The organism is Microcoleus sp. Pol10D4, from assembly GCF_036701555.1.
In the GTDB taxonomy this organism is placed as follows: domain Bacteria; phylum Cyanobacteriota; class Cyanobacteriia; order Cyanobacteriales; family Microcoleaceae; genus Microcoleus.
Map to the genome: position 1 here is coordinate 1 of NZ_JAUBRA010000091.1, position 22,506 is coordinate 22,506.

General features: G+C 46.7%; 22 protein-coding genes. 11 read left to right on the forward strand and 11 right to left on the reverse strand.

Annotated features, from left to right (window positions below; all coding sequences use genetic code 11):
* Positions 1-159: 159 nt before the first annotated feature.
* Entirely contained in the window at positions 160-771 is a 612-nt protein-coding gene (locus tag QUA36_RS28260; RefSeq protein ID WP_333164468.1) for a hypothetical protein, read from the reverse strand.
* Positions 772-1,096: 325 nt separating this feature from the next.
* On the opposite strand from QUA36_RS28260, the gene QUA36_RS28265 reads away from it, so the two are divergent.
* From QUA36_RS28265 to QUA36_RS28275, 3 genes are all read left to right on the forward strand, one after another.
* Entirely contained in the window at positions 1,097-1,309 is a 213-nt protein-coding gene (locus QUA36_RS28265) for a high light inducible protein (protein ID WP_333084124.1), read from the forward strand.
* Between the two features lie 143 nt (positions 1,310-1,452).
* On the forward strand, positions 1,453-1,992 hold the full coding sequence (gene psbP / locus QUA36_RS28270; protein WP_333057481.1) for a photosystem II reaction center PsbP: 540 nt from the start codon (positions 1,453-1,455) through the stop codon (positions 1,990-1,992).
* Between the two features lie 119 nt (positions 1,993-2,111).
* Positions 2,112-2,759, forward strand: coding sequence for a nucleoside triphosphate pyrophosphatase (locus QUA36_RS28275; protein WP_333459823.1), 648 nt, complete (start codon positions 2,112-2,114; stop codon positions 2,757-2,759).
* Between the two features lie 91 nt (positions 2,760-2,850).
* On the opposite strand, the gene QUA36_RS28280 is transcribed toward QUA36_RS28275, so the two are convergent.
* Entirely contained in the window at positions 2,851-3,765 is a 915-nt protein-coding gene (locus QUA36_RS28280; protein WP_333459824.1) for a calcium-binding protein, read from the reverse strand.
* A gap of 303 nt (positions 3,766-4,068) precedes the next feature.
* Between QUA36_RS28280 and eno the strand changes: the two genes are divergently transcribed.
* Entirely contained in the window at positions 4,069-5,349 is a 1,281-nt protein-coding gene (gene eno, locus QUA36_RS28285; RefSeq protein WP_445299864.1) for a phosphopyruvate hydratase, read from the forward strand.
* Here eno and QUA36_RS28290 read toward each other — a convergent pair.
* Positions 5,334-5,534: a hypothetical protein gene (locus QUA36_RS28290; RefSeq protein ID WP_333459825.1), complete on the reverse strand. Its 201-nt coding sequence runs from the start codon at positions 5,532-5,534 to the stop codon at positions 5,334-5,336. The genes eno and QUA36_RS28290 overlap by 16 nt on opposite strands.
* 70 nt (positions 5,535-5,604) lie before the next feature.
* Positions 5,605-6,663, reverse strand: coding sequence for an N-acetyl-gamma-glutamyl-phosphate reductase (gene argC / locus QUA36_RS28295; RefSeq protein WP_333363081.1), 1,059 nt, complete (start codon positions 6,661-6,663; stop codon positions 5,605-5,607).
* A 438-nt stretch (positions 6,664-7,101) separates the two neighbouring features.
* Between argC and QUA36_RS28300 the strand changes: the two genes are divergently transcribed.
* Entirely contained in the window at positions 7,102-8,118 is a 1,017-nt protein-coding gene (locus QUA36_RS28300) for a sulfate/molybdate ABC transporter ATP-binding protein (RefSeq protein ID WP_333057474.1), read from the forward strand.
* A 160-nt stretch (positions 8,119-8,278) separates the two neighbouring features.
* On the opposite strand, the gene QUA36_RS28305 is transcribed toward QUA36_RS28300, so the two are convergent.
* The 3 genes from QUA36_RS28305 to QUA36_RS28315 form a co-directional block, all read right to left on the reverse strand.
* Entirely contained in the window at positions 8,279-8,620 is a 342-nt protein-coding gene (locus tag QUA36_RS28305) for a low temperature-induced protein (RefSeq protein WP_333041098.1), read from the reverse strand.
* A 431-nt stretch (positions 8,621-9,051) separates the two neighbouring features.
* Entirely contained in the window at positions 9,052-9,843 is a 792-nt protein-coding gene (gene hisF / locus QUA36_RS28310) for an imidazole glycerol phosphate synthase subunit HisF (RefSeq protein WP_333451354.1), read from the reverse strand.
* A gap of 296 nt (positions 9,844-10,139) precedes the next feature.
* Positions 10,140-10,376, reverse strand: a complete 237-nt coding sequence (locus QUA36_RS28315; protein ID WP_333459826.1) for a hypothetical protein — start codon at positions 10,374-10,376, stop codon at positions 10,140-10,142.
* A 13-nt stretch (positions 10,377-10,389) separates the two neighbouring features.
* Here QUA36_RS28315 and QUA36_RS28320 point away from each other — a divergent pair, with 13 nt between their 5' ends.
* The 5 genes from QUA36_RS28320 to nadB all read left to right on the forward strand — a co-directional run bounded on the left by QUA36_RS28320 (position 10,390) and on the right by nadB (position 15,057).
* On the forward strand, positions 10,390-10,539 hold the full coding sequence (locus tag QUA36_RS28320; protein ID WP_333459827.1) for a hypothetical protein: 150 nt from the start codon (positions 10,390-10,392) through the stop codon (positions 10,537-10,539).
* Positions 10,533-10,880: a zinc ribbon domain-containing protein gene (locus QUA36_RS31470; protein ID WP_445301464.1), complete on the forward strand. Its 348-nt coding sequence runs from the start codon at positions 10,533-10,535 to the stop codon at positions 10,878-10,880. Before QUA36_RS28320 ends, QUA36_RS31470 begins: the two co-directional genes overlap by 7 nt.
* A gap of 553 nt (positions 10,881-11,433) precedes the next feature.
* Positions 11,434-12,393 (forward strand): adenylate/guanylate cyclase domain-containing protein, encoded by a 960-nt coding sequence (locus QUA36_RS28325; RefSeq protein ID WP_333164454.1) that lies wholly within the window; start codon positions 11,434-11,436, stop codon positions 12,391-12,393.
* Positions 12,394-12,648: 255 nt separating this feature from the next.
* Positions 12,649-13,083: a photosystem II complex extrinsic protein PsbU gene (gene psbU, locus QUA36_RS28330; protein ID WP_333164451.1), complete on the forward strand. Its 435-nt coding sequence runs from the start codon at positions 12,649-12,651 to the stop codon at positions 13,081-13,083.
* Between the two features lie 321 nt (positions 13,084-13,404).
* On the forward strand, positions 13,405-15,057 hold the full coding sequence (nadB, locus tag QUA36_RS28335; RefSeq protein ID WP_333459828.1) for an L-aspartate oxidase: 1,653 nt from the start codon (positions 13,405-13,407) through the stop codon (positions 15,055-15,057).
* Between the two features lie 21 nt (positions 15,058-15,078).
* Here nadB and QUA36_RS28340 read toward each other — a convergent pair whose 3' ends face one another.
* The 4 genes from QUA36_RS28340 to btpA form a co-directional block, all read right to left on the reverse strand.
* Complete coding sequence (locus QUA36_RS28340) at positions 15,079-15,339, reverse strand: hypothetical protein (protein WP_333459829.1); 261 nt, start codon at positions 15,337-15,339, stop codon at positions 15,079-15,081.
* 583 nt (positions 15,340-15,922) lie between these two features.
* Positions 15,923-18,058, reverse strand: coding sequence for a CHASE2 domain-containing protein (locus tag QUA36_RS28345; protein WP_445301465.1), 2,136 nt, complete (start codon positions 18,056-18,058; stop codon positions 15,923-15,925).
* 535 nt (positions 18,059-18,593) lie between these two features.
* Positions 18,594-19,517: a vitamin K epoxide reductase family protein gene (locus QUA36_RS28350; RefSeq protein WP_333164444.1), complete on the reverse strand. Its 924-nt coding sequence runs from the start codon at positions 19,515-19,517 to the stop codon at positions 18,594-18,596.
* A 142-nt stretch (positions 19,518-19,659) separates the two neighbouring features.
* A complete protein-coding gene (gene btpA / locus QUA36_RS28355; protein WP_333451366.1) occupies positions 19,660-20,547 on the reverse strand; it encodes a photosystem I biogenesis protein BtpA in 888 nt (295 codons plus the stop codon).
* A 788-nt stretch (positions 20,548-21,335) separates the two neighbouring features.
* Here btpA and QUA36_RS28360 point away from each other — a divergent pair.
* Complete coding sequence (locus QUA36_RS28360) at positions 21,336-22,322, forward strand: GDSL-type esterase/lipase family protein (RefSeq protein WP_333459831.1); 987 nt, start codon at positions 21,336-21,338, stop codon at positions 22,320-22,322.
* The last annotated feature ends 184 nt before the right edge of the window (positions 22,323-22,506 follow it).

A 22,506-nucleotide genomic window follows, 5' to 3' on the forward strand; every position in this document is an offset into this window, starting at 1 on the left:
TTACACAATCATTCTGCCTATTCAGGACGGCGATGTCTGAGGGGTTTCACCCCTCAGACATTCGCCAACAGTCTCTTGAAACCGCGTCTACACTTGCTTCTCGTCTCTGCAGAGGAGGACTAAAAAATACAGGAGGTATTATTAAAGCCGGGTTTGAGATTACTTGCTGCCTAGCCAAATCGGATAAGCAGAAGAATCCTCAGCTTTTAACTTTTGCGCCTGATAACTCTTGCTAGTCCAAGTAGCTACTGTTTGCAGGTTTTCTGTCAAACAACTTTCGCTGCCAAAAGCTTCAAATCCCAAAGTCCACCACGCGCTGCCGTTAATGTTCAACTGAGTAAGTTCCACGGTGCAACCTTGGGGAATTGGGGCTTCCACAGGCACAGACATCAGGGAACCAGGGGCCGAAACTTGATAAAGACGCTGCGCTCGCTTCTTCTTGACTGCCACCCACTTTCCTGTCGCTATAATATCCGCCGGTATCGGCGCCATCGTGTCCGCACAAACCCACTTCAGCCACTTTTCGGCTTTGCCTTCCCAGCGATTGGCGAACTGCATCGTCCCCAACTCTCCCTGACGCCACTTTACCTCCAAGGTTTTCCCACGTAGCTTCACTCCCAAGTAGTCGCAGCTTGGTATTAGTAAATATATGTCTTCCCGCTCTTCAGGAGGCGAAAGATACCCGCCGAGACTCTCGCTTCCAAACCATTGATTGATTGATTTTGGCAGTGCACCGCTATAAAACCACCGCATTTCCAGACTGGCCCGCATAAATTTTTCCTCCGTTCCACAATTTTCGTCAAACCCAGACTGGATTTGCCATACACCATCGACTTTTGTGCCTCTCCACTCTATCCTCCCCCCTCCGGGGCCCCGAGTCTACCCACAGTCATACCATTTTAGATTTTAGATTTTAGATTTTAGATTTGGAAAACACTGACTATATAAGGGTTTAGAGCTGGCCTACAGTTGGATTTTTTTTAAATATGGTGTCAGAGCGAGGTCTTTAAAAAAAAATTCTCACAATCCTTTACATATCTTCACAAGTCTGTTACATTTAGTTACAGTACACTAAAAACCATTTAGGAAAAAAAACATGAGTAACCGAGGCTTAATGCTGGACGACCAAGGCAAAATGAACAATTTTGCGATCGAGCCGACAGTATACATCGATGACGAACCCCGCACCGGCTTTACCCCCTACGCCGAACGCTTAAACGGCCGCCTTGCCATGATTGGCTTTGTTTCTCTCTTGGCTTTAGAAGTTTCGACCAAGCACGGGCTGATTAGCTGGCTGACTCAGCTTTAATGACTTTGTTAACAATTAAACTATATGGCTATGGATCGCGGGCGGTACACAAACAGCGATCCATGGCTTAACTATTTTTAGGGGCAAGGTTTGGTGAGACAATTAAAATTAAATATTTTTGTTTTACTCTACCCGTAAAAAGAATGCTCAAACGAATTGCGGCAATACTTCTGGTGGTTCTAAGCCTCACCTTGACCGGTTGTGTGTCTAAAGTCACCGGGCTCAAAAGCTACGTTGATACTGGCGACGGCTATCAATTTCTCTATCCTAACGGCTGGCTGCCGATCGCGGTTTCTAACGGGCCCGATGTGGTGTTCCGCGATTTGATTCAGCAAACTGAGAACGTCAGCGTGGTAATCAGTCCAGTCGCGAAGGACAAAACTCTGGCGGATTTGGGATCGCCGACGGATGTGGGATACAAGCTCAGCAAAAGTGCGATCGCCCCGGCTGATTCCGGCCGCGAAGCTGAATTAGTCAATGCAGAAGCTCGTGAATCGCGATCGAAAAACTATTACATTTTAGAATACGCCGTTAAGTTGCCAAACCAAGAACGGCACAACTTAGCGAGTGTAGCAGTCAGCCGCGGCAAACTTTTTACGCTTAACGTTTCCACTACCGAAGAACGCTGGCCCAAAGTAAAAGAAGCTTTTGAGAAAGTTGTTAAATCTTTCTCTGTTTATTAGGTTTAAAAAGTAATTGGGAATGGGGAATGGGGCATGGGCGTTGGGGATGGGGAATAGTTTCTTTTTGTTCCTTCTTCCTTCTTCCTTCTTCCTTCTTCCTTCTTCCTTGTTAACTTATTATGAAAATTCCAACTTTTGTATTAGCTTCAGCTTCTCCAGCGCGCCGCCGCCTGCTAGAAAATGCTGGCATTCAAGCTGTGATTTGCCCCAGCGACTTTGATGAAGGGCAAATACAAATGAAAGATGCCACTAATTTAGTGCAAGTTTTAGCAGAGGGAAAAGCTGAGGCTGTAGCTAAGTTTTTACTAGCTAATTCTCACCCCCAAATCTCCAATCCCAAATCTTGTTTGGTGTTGGGATGCGATTCAATTTTGCTCATAGATGGCGAAATTCACGGCAAACCCAAGGATGCGGAAGAAGCAATCTCGCGCTGGCACAAAATGCGCGGTAAGGTGGGCGAACTCTATACGGGTCATGCTTTAATTGATACTAGATTCGATGACTTTGATGAGGCAATGGAGCGATCGCTCATTCGCTATCAAGTTACAAAAGTTCATTTTGCGGAAGTTACCTCGCGCCAAATTGCAGCTTACGTCGCTACCGGAGAGCCTCTTGCCTGTGCAGGCTGTTTTGCACTCGAAGGTAAGGGCGGCTTTTTTGTCGAAAAAATCGAAGGATGTCACACAAATGTGATCGGTTTGAGCTTACCTCTGCTGCGGCAAATGCTCACCGAAATGGGATATGATGTGGCGGATTTCTGGTCTTGAAATCCAGAATTGGGAAACGAATGGAATGGTTTGTAGCCAGGGCTTTAGATCCTCTCCTAGGACTCAAGTGCTTACTACAAACCTATGAGGATTACCCTAGAGCGATCGCCTCATCCGATACAGATATAAACTGAAGTTGATCCGGCGAAATATCCTTCACCAAACCCAAGATATTGCCGGTGCTAGCTTCCCGAATCACCGCCGCCTTAGTATTTAAAATTCTAAAATCAGCAGTGCGAGGAATTCCCGGAGGAAAAGGGCCACTGCTGTCATAATCTCTGGCATCACCAATTGTTAAAAACCTTTCGCTCAAAACAATATCATTTCGCGTCAATCCAGACGCCAATCCAATTACATCACCTTCAGCCGGATTGTAATCGAGAATAAAATCTGCCGGCACTTCATCTACATCAAAATTGCCACTAGGAGGCGGTTGAATCGAACCAATTTCTCCCGAAGTGCCTCCCACTTCTGTGCGGAGGACAAACAAATCTGCGCCTTCACTTCCCCAAAGTCTATCAATTCCAGCATCACCGATTAGAGTATCGTTTCCACTCTCTCCTACTAAAGCATCATTCCCTTTACCGCCGCGAATAAAGTCATTGGCTGTACCTCCATAAACGTAGTCATCACCTTGATCTCCGCTGACAAAATCGCTGCCACATTCTCCATAAAGAATGTCAAAATCTTGGCCGCCGCGAATTGTATCGCTGCCACAACCTCCGATTAAAGTATCTGTGCCACTGTTACCGTTCATCAGTTCCGCACCACCGGAACCTCTGACAAAATCGTTACCCTCTAAAGCCCGCAAACCTCCGGGAGTATTCCGCAGAATTCCATTTGCTAATTGAACTGCGTCGTCATTGGGAGTTAAGTCAAAAAAGTTGGGGTCACTGGCTGGATTTGGCAATGGCCCTGTGAGTAATTTGGTGTTTGGGGGATCAGCAATAATAGGGTCTGAATTTTCAGCTAATGCTCTAATTTCTCCAAGATTTGTTCCTAACATCCTAATTTTCTCCTTTTTTGATTGACTTTGTTGACATTCTGATTTTAACAAAGATTCCAATTAATAAATCTGCGGGAATCTGGGGTTAAAAACAATCAAATTACTGTCAAACTTGTCGGAGGTCTTTATTCAACAAGCCTAGCTTATTGACACCTGTCTGCTCGTCCAAATCCGCAAATATTTTGAACTGTGCACCAATAATTCTGGGGATCGCGTACTCTATTACCCGTCAGCAGTCAGCGTGGGAAAACCCGGAGACTGCTAATTGTCATGAAACCTTGAGTTAAGTCAGGAATAATTAATATGCTAGACACTGCGATCGAATCTATTCAAGCCAGAGAAATCCTCGACTCCCGTGGGCGCCCCACCATTGAAGCTGAAGTTTACCTAGCCAACGGTGTTGTCGGGATCGCCCAAGTCCCCAGCGGTGCCTCTACAGGCTCTTTTGAAGCCCACGAACTTCGCGACGACGACAACAAACGTTATAACGGCAAAGGAGTCCTAAAAGCCGTCGCTAACGTCGAACACAAAATTGCTCCGGCTTTGGCTAATCTAGATGCGATCGACCAAGCGCTGGTAGACAAAACCATGATTGACTTGGACGGTTCCCCCAACAAATCCCACCTCGGCGCAAATGCCATTCTCGGAGTCTCCTTAGCCACAGCAAAGGCGGCCGCCGAGACTTTAGGACTCCCCCTTTACCGCTACTTGGGCGGGCCCTTGGCGAACGTTTTGCCCGTACCACTGATGAACGTGATCAACGGGGGCTCTCACGCTAACAATAATGTGGACATTCAAGAATTTATGATTGTCCCTGTGGGCGCGCCATCTTTTAAAGAAGCTTTACGCTGGGGTGCAGAGGTATTTGAATCCTTGAGTAAAGTCTTAAAAGCTGAGGGTTTGCTGACTGGTGTGGGTGATGAAGGCGGTTTTGCGCCTAATCTTAAATCCAATCAAGCAGCTTTGGATTTGTTGATTGCAGCTATTGAAAAAGCTGGCTACAAACCGGGTGAACAAGTTGCTTTAGCTTTGGATGTTGCTGCTAGCGAATTTTACAAAAATGGGCAGTACACTTACGACGGTGTGGCTCATTCGCCTGCCGAATTAATTGATTATTTGGATGGTTTGGCCAGTCAATATCCGATTGTTTCCATTGAAGATGGTTTGCATGAAGACGATTGGGAAAGTTGGGTAGCGCTGACGCAGAAAATGGGCAGCAAAGTTCAATTGGTTGGTGACGATTTGTTTGTTACTAATCGCACGCGGCTGCAAAAAGGAATTGATTTGAAAGCTAGCAATTCGATTTTGATTAAGCTGAATCAAATTGGTTCTTTGACAGAGACTTTGGATACGATCGACCTGGGCAAACGGAACAGCTATCGAGCCGTCATCAGCCACCGTTCCGGTGAAACTGAAGATACCACAATTGCCGATTTAGCGGTAGCGACTCGCGCCGGCCAAATCAAGACTGGTTCTTTGTGTCGCAGCGAACGAGTTGCCAAATACAACCGTTTATTGCGGATTGAAGACCAATTGGGCGATCGGGCAATTTATGCTGGGTCGATCGGTTACGGGCCAAAATAATACTTGGTAATCGGGCATGGGGAATTGGGCATCGGGAATTGGGCATCGGGAATTGAGAATTGGGCATGGGGCATCGGGAATTGGGCATCGGGCATCGGCAATTTACATCCTGTAGGGGCGGGTTTTACCAGAAATAATTGCCTAAAACCAACAATCTCGTAAACCCACCAATTACCAATTACCAATTACCAATTACCAATTACCAATTACCAATTACCCATGCCCCATGCCCCATGCCCCATGCCCAATTCTCAATTAAGGATAGAAAGCCAATTGTGGCAAACCCAAAGTTTCTTCCCAACCCATCATCAAGTTCATGCACTGGATGCCTTGACCGGCTTGTCCCTTAATTAAATTGTCGATGGCCGATAACACAATCACCCTGTCAGTACGCGGATCGACTTCGATGCCTATATAACAAAGATTCGTGCCGCAAGCCCATTTTGTTTGCGGGTAAACTCCAGCCGGCAACACTTTTACCCAAGGAGAATTACGGTAAAAAGCACTGAAAATTGTGATTAAATCTTCCCTCACCAAACCCGGATCGCGCAAAGTTGCGTAAACAGTCGCCAGAATTCCCCGCACCATCGGAATTAGGTGGGGAGTAAACTGAACTTTAATATCATGTCCGGCTAAATCGCTACAAATTTGCTCGATTTCGGGCGTGTGGCGGTGGCGGCCAACGCCGTAAGCGCCCAGAGAACCCTCTGCTTCAGCCAACAAGAGATTAACTTCGGCTTTGCGCCCCCCCCCAGAAGCACCGGATTTGGCGTCGATAATTGCTGTTTCTGGCACAATGAGGCCTTGTTTGAGCAAAGGTGCCAGGGCTAATAAACTAGCCGTGACGTAGCAGCCGGCACAGCCTACTAACTGAGCGTCTTTAATTTGATCGCGATACAATTCTGGCAAACCGTAAACAGCCGTTGCAGCTAAAGCAGAGTCCGATCGCTCGCCTCCGTACCAAGCTTTGTAAGTTTCCAGATTTTCAAATCTGTAGTCAGCCGACAAATCCAAGACTTTGCAGCCTTTTTCGAGCAGCGTCGGTGCCATTTTACAAGCTAAACCGTTCGGCAGCGACAGAAACACAACTTCACATTTTGCCGCTATTTTGTCTAGGTCGATCGCCTCGACTGTCAAATCAATGCAGTTAGTCAGATGCGGGTAAAGGCTGGAATAAGGTTTTCCTGCACTGCTATCCCCGCCCAAATAAACTACTTCAGCCGCCGGGTGGTCCGCCAGCAGTCGCACAAGTTGCACGCCGCCGTACCCTGAAGCGCCGATAATTCCTACAGGCACACGTCCAACATCTCCCATTTTCCTTTATCCCCTCAGCCGTTGAAGTCAAAAACGCTTGAACTTTTGCTGCATTGTAGTACCAAACGCCAACTTTGGTGGCAAAGAATTGTGTTGTTTTGTTCTGGAGGTGCATTTTTGTTAATTTTCGGCTGTTTGACACCGCCCAAAACCGATACAAAGCCCCGACTCCTTTCCTGGAGAACCCAAAATTTTATACCAAAGTTCCATCTTCCAGATTCCAAGCTGCAAGTAAATCTAAAATCTAAAATCTAAAATCGACTGACCGATCGCCAAAACCCTAAAATTAACAAACTGATGTGCGATCGTGCTATAAAAAAACTTACCTTAACCCATCCACAAACCGGAGATTAACATTTTTCCCTCTTGCCTCTTGCCTCTTGCTTCCTGTATCCTGCCTCTTCCCTCTTCCCTCTTCCCTCTTCCTTCTTCCTACCTATGGGCATAGTCGTAGAAAACGTATCAAAACAGTTTGGCAGTTTCCAAGCACTCGATCGAGTCAGCTTAGAAATTGAATCGGGTTCCCTAGTCGCATTGCTTGGCCCGTCTGGTTCCGGCAAGTCTACACTGCTGCGACTGATTGCGGGTTTAGAAATGCCCGACTCCGGCAAAATCTGGCTGACAGGTCAAGATGCGACCAATACTAGCGTCCAAGACCGCAAAATTGGGTTCGTATTTCAGCACTACGCGCTATTCAAGCACATGACAGTCCGAAAAAACATCGCTTTCGGGCTGCAAATTCAGAAAACACCACCCGCGAAAGTCAAATCGCGGGTAGAAGAATTGTTGAATTTAGTGCAATTGGCAGGATTGGGCGATAGATACCCGTCGCAACTTTCAGGGGGCCAGCGGCAGCGGGTGGCCCTCGCCAGAGCCCTGGCTGTGGAACCGAAAGTGTTACTGCTAGACGAACCTTTCGGAGCTCTCGATGCCAAAGTTCGCAAAGATTTGCGTGCTTGGTTACGGCGACTGCACGACGAAGTACACGTTACCACAGTCTTTGTGACACACGATCAAGAAGAAGCGATGGAAGTTGCCGATCGAATTACAGTAATGAATAAAGGTAAAATCGAACAAGTCGGCACACCCGCAGAAATTTACGACCATCCCGCTAGTGCTTTCGTAATGAGTTTTATCGGGCCAGTCAATGTATTGCCCAGCAGTTCAAGAATGTTTCAAGACAACGGCTTTGACTCAGCCAACCCAGAGATTTTCTTGCGCCCTCACGACGTAGTAATTGAAACTACAGAAAATAGTGCAACAGTGCCTGCAAGAATCAGTCGCTTGATTCATTTGGGATGGGAAATTCAGGTAGAATTAACCTTAGATGACGGTCAAGTAGTAAACGCTAATTTGACCAGAGAAAGATTCGATAGCTTGAACTTGCAACCCCAGCAAAGAGTGTTTGTAAAGCCGAAAGATGCCAAATCCTTTCCACTTTTTTATTCCATCTAAGACGAATTCTGAAAACTAAAGCTAAATTTAGATTGGATACGGCTTTTTCAAGGATGTGGCGCGGTCCGGTGTTTCTACAAAAAAAATCTAGGGACACGGCACCGCGCCATGTCCCTAATCTTTTATACTGACTACTGTCCGCTGACTACTTCGCGCTGAGTTAGTCTTTAATTTTGTTGACAGCTTTTTTGACTTGTTGCTCAAAGGATGTAGCTTGTGTATTGGAAGGATTTTTCATTTTTTCAATGTCAGCGTCCCCCTGAACTTCGTTGGGTCCTTTGCTGGCTTTTTCTTGAGTTTCTTCCAAGGACATTGGTTTTTTGAGTACAGCTTCTTGAGATTCTTTTTCAATACCTAAAAGTTGGTCTTCACCTTTGGTGGGGCTGCTAGTAACTGCAAAAGCCGGGAAAGCATTAGAAACAAACATCAAAGCACAAAAACAAACAGCTATTAAAGTGCGAACTAAACGCTTGGCAGGAAAGTTAAAGCTGATAAAAGACATACACAATTTCTCCGTTTTTACAAATTTTAATTGCTGAGATTGTTAACAGGCTGAAGCTCACTCAAATTCTGCACAATCTTTAACTCAAGTTTGAGAAAAGCAACCGTTGCTCTCTTTCAAATTGAGCTAATATATAATATTTAGCTGAAAAAACTGGTATTTGAAATCCTTCTCAGGGAATATTTCTAGATGACTGGCGTTGATCGCCCCAAGAGATTTATGTAGAAGGCACTTGTGTAGAATCAAAAAAATTCTCTATAAGTGCCTTCGGATGCGCCTCACCTAGCGGTATCAATGTCAGTAACTGGTTTGATCGTGGAGTGGGGGGGTTTATTTAGCCTGTTTGCAATGTGAGAGGGCGCTTGAGTGAACCCGCAGAGTGATTTGTTGAAAATGTTGCAAGATATGAGATGCCCCCGACTCTCGACTGACTAATGACTAATGACTAATGGCTGCTGCTGTCGCACGGGAACTTGACATTTTGCTAGATAAGTTTTAATTTCTCCTACACTGAGTTGCCCGTAATGCAGCAGGGAAGCCAGCAGTGCAGCTTCTGCTTTGCCCTCAGTCACGGCTTCGTAGATGTGGTGACAGTTGCCGGCGCCGCCGGAAGCAATGACGGGAATTTCGACAATTTCAGCGATACTCCGGGTTAATGCCAAGTCGTAGCCGGCTTGAGTGCCATCAGAGTCCATGCTTGTCACGAGAATTTCCCCCGCGCCACGCTGTTCCGCTTCTTTGGCCCAGGCGATCGCATCTTTGCCGGTATTTTCTCGCCCTCCGCGCACGTACACGTCCCAACCAGGATTATCCGCATCTTGCCGTTTGCGGGCGTCGATCGCCACTACAATGCACTGATTACCAAATCGATCGCTCGCTTTGTCAATTAAACTCGGATCGCGCACCGCCGCCGAATTAATACTCACCTTATCAGCGCCCGCCCTCAATAAACTTTTAATGGTGTCTAACGATTGGATACCGCCGCCCACCGTCAAAGGGATAAATACTCGATCGGCCGTTCGGTACACCACATCGATCATAATATTCCGGTCTTCGTGAGTCGCCGTAATGTCCAGAAACACCAACTCGTCAGCACCCGCATCATTGTAAACCTGAGCCATTTCTACCGGATCGCCAGCATCCTTAAGGTTGACAAAATTGACACCTTTGACCACGCGACCGGCTTTCACATCCAGACAAGGTAAAATTCTTTTCGACAACATACAATTCTCTTCCAATTTAACTTACTCGGCGGGAAGTCCCCCGCTATAACTCTACTCATCTTAGCGGTGGGATGAAAGCCAGGGTTGTTTTTTGCCGTCCAGCTTGTGCTCTTCATTCCTAGCTGGAGAACGAGTTAAATAGGCAAGAAATAACCAATATCTCAGATATCACAATACGGTAACAATCAATTAAATTTATTTTAAAAGTTTGATAAATAACCATAAATGTCGCAACGATTGCCACAACCAAGCAGTCAAAAGCGAGATATATGAACTAAACCTATGCCGAGCATTCATCAACTTCTTTGAATAACTAACATCTTTCCCGAAGTTCTAGTTAACGCATGACAAGCAATCAATTTGGTACCCACAAAAATACTAATTTTTTGTGATAAATTCCTCAAATTTATAAGAAAGATGGGGGTTGTTTTTGCTATCAACCACAAATTATAAAAATCTAAACCGTAAGCAGCATAAACTATATCCCAAACATCAAGATTCCAATCATCGCCCGAAAGCCCATATAGTGCCATAGCTCATGAAAAGATGGCAAACGGTCGTGAGAATTACCCGGAAAAACTCTCTCCAAAATTGGTGCATGAAAACCAAGTCATCGTTGTTGATAATCGAGGAGTCAATAACTGGGTAAAAAACCACTCCCTAGCTAAAGTAATAATTAGCGATGGCGAATGGTAAAATTTGACCATAGAAGTGAAAGACAAAGCTGCAATAGAGGTAAAAATTACCTCGCAATTGGTCGGTTTTTCGCACCATCGACTAAGAGTTGCCACGTAAGTCTGAATCAGGTGGCTAGCCTTCCGTGGGAAGTGCGTAGCTGGACTTGTTCCAATTGCAAAACTAAGCACGATAGAGTTGTGAATTCTGCTATCATTATTGGCGATGAAGGGCTTGGATTATTAGCGTTAGGAACTAGCACTACTGCCCGTGGACGGAATGTAAGTCTGATGGTTGCAAGGAAATCTTCGATAGGAGGGGCTGTTCCGGTTGAAATTGGCAGCCTACACCATAGGGAGTAGTGTACAGAACTCTGGATCTGCATAGCAGCCCACACCCCCTACCCCCCGCCTAGCTCTACCGTGTACAGACAAGTTGATCGCTGACCCATATTGTAGAAACCCTGTTTCCTAGATTCTTGATTTCTCGTTTTGCCGAATCAATAACTTAAAATTCATGAAAATAAGCTTCCTTTCTGAGATTCATGCGAAACTTGGGTTTCAGGAATCGTATTGAAAGATTTCGGATTTGTGTGTACACCCTAGCCCCCTAGCCAGAGAGCCATTTTCCCACTTTTTTCTGGGCCATCAAAATAAATAAAAGTTGTCTCCCGTCCGGGGCAGGCAGTATGATCAGGTACAATCTTGGTAGACAGTCTGTTTTTACTGCCTGCTTTGGTAGAGCGAATCATAAATACCTTCGCTAGCTCGATCGAATTTATGGTTCACAAATCCTGCAGGGGCTAGGTGCATCGACGATGGACTAAAAAATCTAAAATCTGAAGTCTAAAATCTCAAATCGGTTAATTTTGTGTCGTTTCTAGGACTGTTGTGACGAGTGCAACCCAATCCACATATGGTACTTCGCACAGAAGGCGGCAATCGCTACTTGCCGCTCTCCGGCAGCAATTGCTGGACAGTAGGGCGGAGCGATGACAATAATTTTGTACTGACAGATCGCTGGATTTCCCGTAATCACGCGATGTTACAGCAAATGGAGACAGGAGAGTTCTACCTGATCGACTTGGGCAGCCGCAATGGTTCCTTTGTCAACGGGCGGCGGGTCAGTATTCCTGTCACTCTCCGAAATGGCGATCGGATTATTTTCGGTCAAACCGAATTGGACTTCTACAACCCAACCGCCGGCCACCGGCACGATCCACCAATACACGAGACAGACTCTGAAGATTTTACGGCGACTTTGACGGTGCGTAGCCTGATTAGCGTCATGGTAATGGACATCCGAGACTTTACAGTTTTGACTAGGCAGCTAGACGAAACCCTCCTCTCGGAAGTTATCGGCAATTGGTTCCGCAAAGCAGGACAGATCATTCGTGAACACGGCAGTTGGGTGGACAAATACATCGGTGATGCCATCATGGCAGTCTGGTTCCACAAAACCAGCGATGTCAGCAGCGAGGAAATGATGCGGATTTGCCAAGCTTTGAGCGAACTGCACAAAGCAACAGACGAACTCAGCAGCCGTTACCCCCTTCCTTTTCCTTTGCGAGTCGGGGCCGGAATCAATACCGGTTATGCAATGGTGGGAAATTCTGGCAGCAGCGATCGATCGGACTATACCGCCTTGGGAGATACTGTAAACGCAGCATTTCGCCTGGAATCTTGCACCAAGCAACTCGGCAAGGATATCGCTGTGGGAGAAACTACCTACAAATACTTGACGCAATTGGGGGCGCAGGGCGCTTTCGAGCAGCACACCGTTGCTTTGAAGGGTTACGAGAATCCCAGCGTGGCTTACGGCGGTACCTATGCTGACTTGAACGCTTTTCTCAAAACGAAAGGAAAAAGTTCTTGATAGCGAGAAAATTGGGGGCGGGGCAAAAATTAACTCTTTAAAAGGGCAGTCCGAGTTTTTAATTGGGAGTGCCTTTGATCAACTTGCCTGCGATGCTTAAAAGTCGGCTAATGTCATATATTGTCCGCCTTGTCAATACCCAAATGTAAAGTTTATAACAGCCCTCTACTTATTGCGGATTTATCTGAAAAACTGCATAAGCAAAATGGTAGTCTCTACATAAATGCTGTGTATGAAATTGGGAGACAAAACTTCATGAAACGATTGGGTCGTCTATTGGCAGTATTGGGCTTAGTGCTGGGCTGCTTTGCATGGGCTGGAGACCAAAGCGCGATCGCGGCGTCATTAAGCCGTATCGTCTTGCCATCATCCTCGCTCCTAGCTGTTGAAGCTCCGGCTAGAACCAATCGCGCCGATGAGAAGCTTGCCACAGAATACGGCAAAAAACTTGATTTGAACAACAGCGCCGTCCGGGACTTTCGCCAATATCGAGGGTTGTATCCCACTTTAGCTGGACTAATTATTAAGAACGCTCCTTACGAAAAAGTTGAGGACGTACTCAACATTTCAGGTTTGACGGAAGCTCAGAAAAAAGTGCTGCAAGCTAACTTGGACAAATTCACCATAACTGATGTCGAATCAGTCTTTATTGAAGGAGATACCAGGTTGAATAACGGTCTCTACGACTAGGTAGCAGCGGGCCTCATTTGAAGGCAGAAGTCATTGGGCAGAAGGCATTCGGCAGAAAGAAAAGATTTTTTCTCTTAGGCTGATGACTTCTGCCTTTAATTTATCAAGACTTACTTTCAACCACCATTCGGCAAAAGCCGACCAAAATTCGCTAGATTGAAATCAGCGGGTTCCCCTGATTCATCTAAAATCTAAAATCTAAAATCTAAAATCTAAAATCCGTTGACTGACATTAGTTCAAGTCCCCAGATTCATCTGTAGACTCAATTCTAAAATCTAAAATCTAAAATCTAAAATCTAAAATAGACTGGCGGCAGACTTATGACTGACAAATTTGACGTATTGGTAATAGGTGCTGGCGCGGCGGGTTTGTACACAGCACTTTGCCTGCCAGAGCATTTGCACGTGGGCTTGATCAATAAAAATACCCTGCCTGTTTCTGCCAGCGATTGGGCTCAAGGAGGAATTGCGGCGGCGATCGCCCCTGAAGATTCCGCAGCGCTGCACGTTCAGGATACACTGGCTGCCGGAGCCGGTCTTTGCGATTTGGAGGCGGTGAAATTTTTAGTCGAGGAAGCTGGTGCTTGCATTGACTCCCTCGTGAAAATGGGCGTTGCATTCGATCGCACCGGCCCAGATTTAGCCCTCACCCTAGAAGCCGCCCACTCCCGCCGCCGAGTTCTCCACGCCGCCGACACTACGGGCAAAGCCGTCATCAGTACGCTGACAGCAAAAGTATTAAGTCGCAAAAACATTCAACTCGTATCCCCTGCCTTTGCTTTGAGTCTGTGGCTAGACAAAACCGGGCGCTGTCAGGGGATTAGCTCGATTTGTGGCTCACAAGTCAAGTGGCTGCAGGCCAAAGCCGTGGTGCTGGCGACAGGCGGCGGCGGACAGGTTTTTGCTCAAACAACCAATCCGTCGGTAAGTACCGGGGACGGGGTAGCAATTGCGTGGCGAGCCGGGGCGCTGCTGCGAGATTTAGAATTTGTGCAGTTTCACCCGACGGCACTGAGCAAAGTGGGCGCGCCTCGGTTTCTCATTAGCGAAGCGGTGCGGGGAGAAGGAGCTCATTTGGTTGACAGTAAGGGATATCGCTTTGCCTTTGACTCTCACCCCAGCGGGGAACTCGCCCCTAGGGATGTTGTCAGCCGCGCTATTTTCCGCCACTTGCAGAAGACGGGGGAACCTCATGTTTGGTTGGATTTGCGCCCGATTGCGGTCGATCGACTGCGCTACAGGTTTCCGAATATTATTCAAGTTTGCGCTGACTGGGGAATTGATATTTTTTCCGAACCGGTGCCGGTGACGCCCGCTGCCCATTACTGGATGGGAGGAATTGTCGCTGACAAGTTTAACCAAACTTCGATTCCGGGTTTGTACGCGGTGGGAGAAACTGCCAGCACGGGGGTACACGGCGCTAATCGGTTGGCGAGCAATTCGCTGCTGGAATGTCTGGTTTTTGGGGCGCAGATGGGACTTTTGCAGCTAGAAGGTGCAAGGCCCGAGGCATTCGCCGATCAGTTCGAGGCAGGGGAAATTTTGGAAAAATCGATTTCTGAAAAGGACATTGAGGCGATCGAAAAGTTGCGGGTCGAATTGCCGAATTTGGTGTGGCAGAGTGCGGGAATTTGCCGGGGACAGCGGGATTTGGAAAGTGCGATCGTCCAACTTGAGATTTGGCGGCAAGAATTTGCTTCGTTGCCTTTGAGTCAAACGCTTGATAATTTACGACCCGGACAAATTATTGATTTTTCGCCTGCTGAGGCGGAGAATAGCTCAATTTTGCGAAATTGGGGAGAAGTTGGCAATTTATTGGATATCGGCTATTTAATTGTCAAAAGTGCTGCGTTTCGCACTGAAAGTCGCGGCGGTCATTACCGAGTGGACTATCCCCTCACCGACCCGGATTGGTGCAGCCATACTTTAATTAACCAATCCAATTGGTACAAATCTCCGCGAATAGAAGATTGAAAATTTATTGAAAATTTGGGGTCAGCGCGTTCCCGTACCGTCACTTTTGGGGTTCCCGTTCGGGTCTGGTTCGTATTGTTGGGGATTTCCCAACCTAGAGGTTGGTGCAAGTGTCCAAACTCTGGGAGTCGATCGCGTCGCGATCTTGCCCACGCTACGGGCTTTTGTGAAATTGCTAGTTGAGTTGCTGGCAAGTTGAGCCGCATTTGCGGTGCCGACTATATTCACTTGCAGGCAGGCTGCCAGGGTTGCCGTTGTTGTGAGCTGAATCAAAGTACGCATAGTATTCACAGGCTTATTCAAATCATCGCAATAGATCCACGTCTGTACCACCTATTATATCTGTCAATTTCCGTATTTCCACTGATATCTTTACATTTACTTTAATTAACTTTCCTAAGTTTACATAAACTTTTTACATTAAGGCTTTTTGGCGATTTAAATTTGGTTTCAGGTTGTGATTTATTTTAATATTTTGTAACATTTAGATCAGACGGCAAGTTGGTCTCATAAGTTTCATTTTTGGCTAAATCTATCTAATGACAGATGACGGATTAGAGGATTTTAAACTATGTGATTTTAGATTTGAGATTTCACTACTTTGGACATTTTTTTGATCGGTTTCAAAAAGCTTAGAAGGCTTACAGTTTAAGGATCGAGCTATTTTTTTAAGTTAGCTGCACAGGGGACGCCTGAAATAATATCTCCCTCACGGCCCAATTAGGGTTTGAGGTCTAAAATTTACTCAAAGTTTGTCTGAAGTAATTGAAATTTTAGATAAAAAAATTGAATAATTATAAATGACTTATCAATATCGGGGTGGGGACTTTACCTACAGTTGCATTATATTTTTAACTTGTCTTGATTAATAAAAGTGATATTGATTTTTCCCGCGTTCCTTAGCACGATACATCGCAACATCGGCATTCTTAACTAAAATCTCTGGCTCCTGACCGTCAATGGGATATAAACTAATGCCAATACTTGTAGTTACAGAAACTGTATGTTCTTCTAAAATAAAAGGCTGCATGATGGCGTCGCAAATTTTTTCCGCTACTTTCGCAGCTTCCTCGTGACCGGGAATTGCGGGCAAAATGACTGTGAACTCGTCGCCGCCCAACCGCGAGATAGTATCGCTACCGCGCAAGCATTTTTTGAGCCGACTGGCAACTGTTTTTAAGAGTAAATCGCCCACATTGTGTCCGAGAGTGTCGTTGATTGACTTAAATCCATCTAAATCTAAAAACAGTAAAGCTACCAATTCTTGAGTGCTGGAGGCTATTTCTAGAGACCGATGTAAGCATTCGTAGAACATTTGGCGGTTGGGCAAACCGGTAAGAGCATCGTGATAAGCTTGGTGGCTGAGCTCAGCATTTTTTTGTTCGAGGGCCTTTGCCCGAAGTTGGCGCTCGGTAATATCTCTGATTGCTCCGACTAAAAATAGGTTGCCGGCAGCATCTTGATGCAGGGATCTTTTAGTCGCAATCAGATGCGTAATTCCGTGAGCGTCAGTAAAATATTCTTCATTTTCTCGCGGCTGGTGAGTTTGAAATACTAATTCGTTTTGCTGCCAAAATATCTCGGCTTCGGCTTGGGGAAATAACTCGTAATCGGTTCGGCAAGTTAAATTTTCTAAAGGATAGCCAATAAACCGACAATATGCCTGATTCAAAACTACGCAGCGGTGATTTCGATCTTTGACAAAAATGGGGTCGGGAATTGTATCGATTAGCGATTGTAAAAATTCTTTAGACCGTTTTAATTCTTCTTGCAAATGAGCCAGATAACCCACAACAGCAGCACCCGAACCCACAAGACTGAGGATTGGAGGAATTAAGGGTAGCCACCAACCTGCTAAGAATGCTAAGTATAAAATAGCACTGAGACCTAGACAGATACTTAATAAACAGTAAGCCGATCGACCAAGCGATCGCAAATTCCAACTCACATTTGCTCCCGCCCAAGACCAAAGTAAAATCCACAGCAACTCCGCAGCCTCTGGCCAGACATTGATACCCCCGCGCCCGTCGAGGGCTGCACTCAAAATTTGGCTCAAGAAATGAGCCTGAAGCTCGACTCCCGGTATTTGCTGGGGAGGACTAAACCAACCTGAACTGTAAGCATTTTGGTAAAAGTCTCTGAGGCTGGGGGCATTTGAGCCGATCAAGACAACGCGCGATCGTACAAAATCAGCAGGTACTTTGCCAGAAAGCACATCGCCCATCGATGCAGTGCGAAAACTGCCTCGCGGGCCGCGCAGGTTGGTCAAAATTTGATAGCCACGGCTGTCCGATCGAACGTAAGCACCGTCATTCGGTTGAAAAGGCCGAAAGACCCCCTTGCCTAACTGCAAGTATTTAGGATTGACTCTTGCTCGTTGAGGGGAAATGCCTTCGCTTTTGAGGTAAAGCAAAGCCAGTCTGAGTGCGAAACTTTGATGAGTTTTGCCGTCTCCGGGCCAAGAATAGAGCAAAGTTCGCCGCACTTTTGAGTCAGCGTCGATAACAACGTTGTTGAAACCGATTCGATCGAGCTTGTCAAGTACCGGAGGCGGGCGAACTCCGAAGCGGGTTTCGTCTGGCATCAACTCAATGCCGATTAAGTTGGGAATAGTTTTAAAAGTTTTGAGCAATTCGGCGTTACCCGGTTGAGTTGGCAAATCTCGGTAAACGTCGAGGCCGATCGCCCGCGGCTTGCCAGTGTGCAATTTTTGCAGCAATTGGGCCAATACAGCATCCGAAATTGGGTAGCCGTATTTTTGCAAGTCAGCTTCCTTAATTTCTACAATGACGATGCGCGAGTCAATGGGTTCGGCCGGCCGCCAGCGCACAAATTGGTCGAAAGCAGCCCATTCCCATACCTGAAAACATCCGAACCAGCGCATGACAATGACCGTACTAGCAACGGCACTCGCAGTAATCAATACTCGGCGTTCTCGATCGACCCATTTTTTGATAGTTTTTAGCATATTTTGGGGATTTTGGTCTCGCCCTGTGAGCATCTAAACTACTACTACGTATAGGTTTTACATCTCCGGGGCGAGTCGATTTTAGATTTTAGATTTTAGATTTTAGATTATCCAATTTTTTGGTTTTTTGGTGCGGGCGAGTCGATTTTAGATTTTAGATTATCCAATTTTTTGGTTTTTCGGTGCGGGCGAGTCGATTTTAGATTTTAGATTTTAGATTTTAGATTATCCAATTTTTTGGTTTTTCGCTGCGATCGGGCTGCAAAAGCAGAAACCGGGTTTCGCAACCAAAATATGTCATTTCAACAATCATTCTGGAAGCAGAAACCCGGTTTCTTGCATTTTTATGTAAAAGTTTTAGTAGTTATTCGCAGATCTAAATAGTAGAGGCCCACAACTTGTTTTATTTTTTTTCGTTCTCACTAATTTTTATTATTTTTTTATTGATTATAGATGCAAGATTTTAGATTGATTTCGCAGCACGAGCTAAGGATAAAATAAGTTAAAAACCAGGATATTTCCTGCCCATCAATCTAAAATCTGTCATCTATAATCTCCAACTTTCCTGTCAGTTTTGAAAGTTGCGGGGGCCGGTGTAACCCGATAAATCAGCGAGTTTATCCAAAGATTGTGTCCCCGCATAAAACTGACCATTAATCTCCCAAGTCGGGAAACCTTTAATATTAGCCGCAGCAGCTTGGCAAATCTCAGCGCGGGAATTTTGGCCTTTGGGATCGCATTCAAAATAATCAATTATTTTGGCTGCTTCTTTGCCGAACAGCATTTTTTGGTCGTGGCAGTGGGGACACCAGTAAGCGCCGTACTCTTTAGCGCCGATTTGTCGGAGGTGGCGGGCCAAAGCAATTTGGGCAGGACCGGAGGTTGTAGTGACGGCAGGGGGTACAAGTCCGGGGGTAGAGACAATAGGAGGAGGTGAGTTGACGCTGTTATAAAGTCCCAAGGCGCCGATCGAACTCACCATTGCCACCAAAATGCCTGTAAACACCAACTGTCCGATATCTTCCCACTCGCGCCCGACTAGCACCAGCACAAACAGCGACAGCGCAAATAAGGCGGAAGTGATGCAGTAAATGCACAGTTCCTGAATTTCAAAAGCCATCAAATACATCAAATAGCTGCTGAAAATTACCATCGCAGCGGTGATGATAAATAGCGCTTGCCAAGTTTTGTTTTCTAGTTGAGAGTGCAGTCCTTTATTGGTGGCGGGATTGACGGCTTTGGGGGCCAATGCCAGGACTGCTATGCTCAGGTAAGCCAGACAGCCTAACAAACTTAAAGGCACTGTGCCAAAGACTGTAGCGTAGGGACTGTTGAGAACTTTGTCGCAGCCGCTGGTGGGACAAATGACCGAGCCAGTCGTGAATTTAGCGATCGTGAGATAGGCCGTTTCTACGACGCCTATGGCTGCGATCGCTGCCATCACAGTCCTAGACCAGCGATGAATCCAAGGGGTTGAACGTCGGCGAATCATTTTTTGATTTGGTAATTTGGGAATTGGGAATTGGGAATTGTTGACTGTTGACTGTTGACTGTTGACTGTTGACTGTTGACTACTGACTACTGCCAACTGCCAACTGACTACTGCCAACAGTCAACAGTCAACAATTCCTATTTTACGTTTTACTTGTGACTTTGCCCGGTTGCGGTGTTGGCCCTCTTGAGCCATTAGCATCTCTATTTTCTTGTTCGGGCTCTTTCTGTGACAAGCTGCGGCGGGCGGCTTCTACAAACTGACTGACGCGGATCGGATCGATGGGCTGCTCGATGCGGCCGTTTCGTTTCAGGGAACTCGATACGATTACGCCGTCAGCGGCCTGCATGAGGGTGGAAATGTTTTCCCACGAGGCCCCGCTGCCGATGAAAACAGGAATTCCCGCTGCTGCTGCACTCGCGAGTTCTAAGTCTTCGAGATTGGGAGGGCTGCCAGTTGTCCAGCCGGAAAGGATTACGGCGTCGGCTAAAGCTCGCCCGATCGTCTCTTGGACGGCTGTGGTCAAATTAGGGCTGCCTAGGGGGCGCCCGTGCTTGACTAACACGTCTGCTAATATTTTGACATCGCTGCCCAATTCCCGGCGGTAGCGCAATAGCTGGTGAGCTTGGCCTTCAATTAAGCCTTGGTCTGTAGCCATGATGCCGTTGAGGACGTTGACGCGGATGAATTGAGCTCCTGTGCAGGAGGCGATGGCGATCGCGCTGTGGGCGTCGTTTCGCAGCACGTTAACGCCGATCGGCAGCGTCACGAGATTTGTTAGCCTCTCAACTACCAGAGTCATGGCACTTACCACCGCCGGATCTACGCTGTCTTTAGCAAAAGGAGCGTCGAAAAAGTTCTCGACAATGATACCGTTTGCGCCACCAGAAGCCAGCGCTGTAGCCTCTTGCTCGGCTCTTCCGATAATAGCTTTGAGGTTCCCGCCCCAGCGGGGAGAAGTTGGCAAAGGCTGTAAATGTACCACACCGATTATGGGATTCGGCGTTTTGAATATTTGTTTTAAGTCCACGGATTTTCCTGAAACCACCAAGTTCACCAAAAAACGAGCGGGAAGCCCCTGACTTTACGCATGGGGAGGAAGGCGGCTGCGACGACCGTCGCCTTAAATCCCCTTTCGGGGTTGGAGAGGTCGGGTGGCCTCTCCGGTGAGGCATGGTTGCCTCAATCTCCCTTTCGGGGTAATGTTCGCTTCGAGAATGTTTAGTGAGCTTGTTAGGCTGAAAGCACTGGTTTGACCCCATTAAGCCTGTTTAACTCTCAGCGATAGAGCGGAAAACTAGCGTCGCATTTTCCGGTATCGTGACTCAAAAAACGTAGGTCTGATCCTGTCTCTGGTAAGGTTTGGGCTTTCGGTTCAATCTCGCTCATAGAGCCGGACTGTCTTGAAAGCCCCCGCTTTTAAGCGTGGGGTTCCTTACTGACGGCTGACGGCGGATTTTGACGGTATATTCTAGAATTCTATATCCACGGGGGCGATTCAGTTGACTTAATCGGGTCGCCGAGTTGCTCAAACCCCGCAGCCATAACAGTTTAGATTTTAGATTTTAGATTTTACATAGGCGACCCGCTCACCTCACTTAAAGACGGATACTTGCTTCTAGGCAGGAGTCCTGGAAAGCAAAAAAGTTTATATTTTAGCGATATCTCCCAGATTCATCTGTGGAGTCAATGCTTTAATCTTTAATCTTTAATCTTTAATCTGCTGACTACAATCGGGGCTGAAAGCTTGACTGCAGTTGCATTCTTTTTTATACCTTGGTGTCGGCAGGGTTTATCCTTCTCTATCGAGGTTGACTGGTGGAAGTTGTTCTCATAATTTTGGCTGTCACCGCAGGATTGGGGGCGGCAATCGAAGTGCTCCTGCGGGTGCTGCTGGGTGTTGGTAATCCCTTGATTTATATTGCCGATGCCGAGTGCGGCTATTTGTTGGCGCCCAACCAGAAGGTGCGTCGCTTGGGCAACCGGATTGAGATTAACGAGTATTCGATGCGTAGCGGATCGATCGCCCCGATAGCCCCTCCAGAAACTCTGCGCGTCTTGCTGTTGGGAGATTCTGTCGCCAACGGCGGTTGGTGGACACATCAGACAGATACGCTCTCGGAAATTATGGCTCGGAATTTGAGACTGCTAGTACAGAATCTGGCAAGCGATGCACAATTAGGTTCAGAAGTCAACTATTTGAATTTTGAAGTTCTCAACGCCTCAGCGAATTCTTGGGGGCCGAGGAATCAACTTGCTTACGCCAAGCGGTTCGGTGTTTTTGGGGCAAAGGCTTTGGTTTTGCTGCTCAATACGGACGATTTGTTTGCATCGGCTCCCTGTTCTCTGGTTGTGGGGCGCGATCGATCTTACCCGGATCACAAACCTCGATCGGCTACCCTAGAGTTATTGAGCCGCTACCTGCTACCTGCAGTGCCGACTCCCCAATTGGCAGCACCCGGAGCCACAAGCGGCGATGTAGTAGGCTGCAACTTAGAAGCTATTCGCCAAATCCAGAAAATAGCTGTATCCGCCAACGTCGAGTTTTTGCTAGCCGTCACGCCCAAGCGAGGCGAACTCGGCGGCCCGGGCCCTCGCGACTGGGAAGTCAATGCTAGAGCGCGTCTCGCCGAACTCGTAGAAACAGAGAAAATTACTTACATAGATTTTCTTCCCATTTTCAATTGTGCGGCCGAATTTCCAACTCTGTATCGAGACAGCATTCACCTCAGTCCTCAAGGAAATCAGCTAGTTAGCAAAACCATCAGTCGTCAAATAGCCGCTCTTTTTTGGCATAAATCGTGACTTCACCTAAAGACGGATACTTGCCCACGACTCCTGTTGTCGAGAGCAAAAAAGTTTAAACCTTAGTTCAAGCCCCCAGACTCATCTGCAGAGTCAATCGATTGCGCGATTTTAGATTTTAGATTTTAGATTTTAGAATTGAAGCATTGACCTCACGGATAAATTCGGGGGGCAAGTTTCATCG

Coding starts and splice junctions, on each gene's coding strand:
- QUA36_RS28260 (WP_333164468.1), bottom strand. CDS start 771: ATGCGGGCCAGTCTGGAAATGCGGTGGTTTTATAGCGGTGCACTGCCA.
- QUA36_RS28265 (WP_333084124.1), top strand. CDS start 1,097: ATGAGTAACCGAGGCTTAATGCTGGACGACCAAGGCAAAATGAACAAT.
- psbP (WP_333057481.1), top strand. CDS start 1,453: ATGCTCAAACGAATTGCGGCAATACTTCTGGTGGTTCTAAGCCTCACC.
- QUA36_RS28275 (WP_333459823.1), top strand. CDS start 2,112: ATGAAAATTCCAACTTTTGTATTAGCTTCAGCTTCTCCAGCGCGCCGC.
- QUA36_RS28280 (WP_333459824.1), bottom strand. CDS start 3,765: ATGTTAGGAACAAATCTTGGAGAAATTAGAGCATTAGCTGAAAATTCA.
- eno (WP_445299864.1), top strand. CDS start 4,069: ATGCTAGACACTGCGATCGAATCTATTCAAGCCAGAGAAATCCTCGAC.
- argC (WP_333363081.1), bottom strand. CDS start 6,663: ATGGGAGATGTTGGACGTGTGCCTGTAGGAATTATCGGCGCTTCAGGG.
- QUA36_RS28300 (WP_333057474.1), top strand. CDS start 7,102: ATGGGCATAGTCGTAGAAAACGTATCAAAACAGTTTGGCAGTTTCCAA.
- QUA36_RS28305 (WP_333041098.1), bottom strand. CDS start 8,620: ATGTCTTTTATCAGCTTTAACTTTCCTGCCAAGCGTTTAGTTCGCACT.
- hisF (WP_333451354.1), bottom strand. CDS start 9,843: ATGTTGTCGAAAAGAATTTTACCTTGTCTGGATGTGAAAGCCGGTCGC.
- QUA36_RS28315 (WP_333459826.1), bottom strand. CDS start 10,376: ATGGCACTATATGGGCTTTCGGGCGATGATTGGAATCTTGATGTTTGG.
- QUA36_RS28320 (WP_333459827.1), top strand. CDS start 10,390: ATGGCAAACGGTCGTGAGAATTACCCGGAAAAACTCTCTCCAAAATTG.
- QUA36_RS31470 (WP_445301464.1), top strand. CDS start 10,533: ATGGTAAAATTTGACCATAGAAGTGAAAGACAAAGCTGCAATAGAGGT.
- QUA36_RS28325 (WP_333164454.1), top strand. CDS start 11,434: ATGGTACTTCGCACAGAAGGCGGCAATCGCTACTTGCCGCTCTCCGGC.
- psbU (WP_333164451.1), top strand. CDS start 12,649: ATGAAACGATTGGGTCGTCTATTGGCAGTATTGGGCTTAGTGCTGGGC.
- nadB (WP_333459828.1), top strand. CDS start 13,405: ATGACTGACAAATTTGACGTATTGGTAATAGGTGCTGGCGCGGCGGGT.
- QUA36_RS28340 (WP_333459829.1), bottom strand. CDS start 15,339: ATGCGTACTTTGATTCAGCTCACAACAACGGCAACCCTGGCAGCCTGC.
- QUA36_RS28345 (WP_445301465.1), bottom strand. CDS start 18,058: ATGCTCACAGGGCGAGACCAAAATCCCCAAAATATGCTAAAAACTATC.
- QUA36_RS28350 (WP_333164444.1), bottom strand. CDS start 19,517: ATGATTCGCCGACGTTCAACCCCTTGGATTCATCGCTGGTCTAGGACT.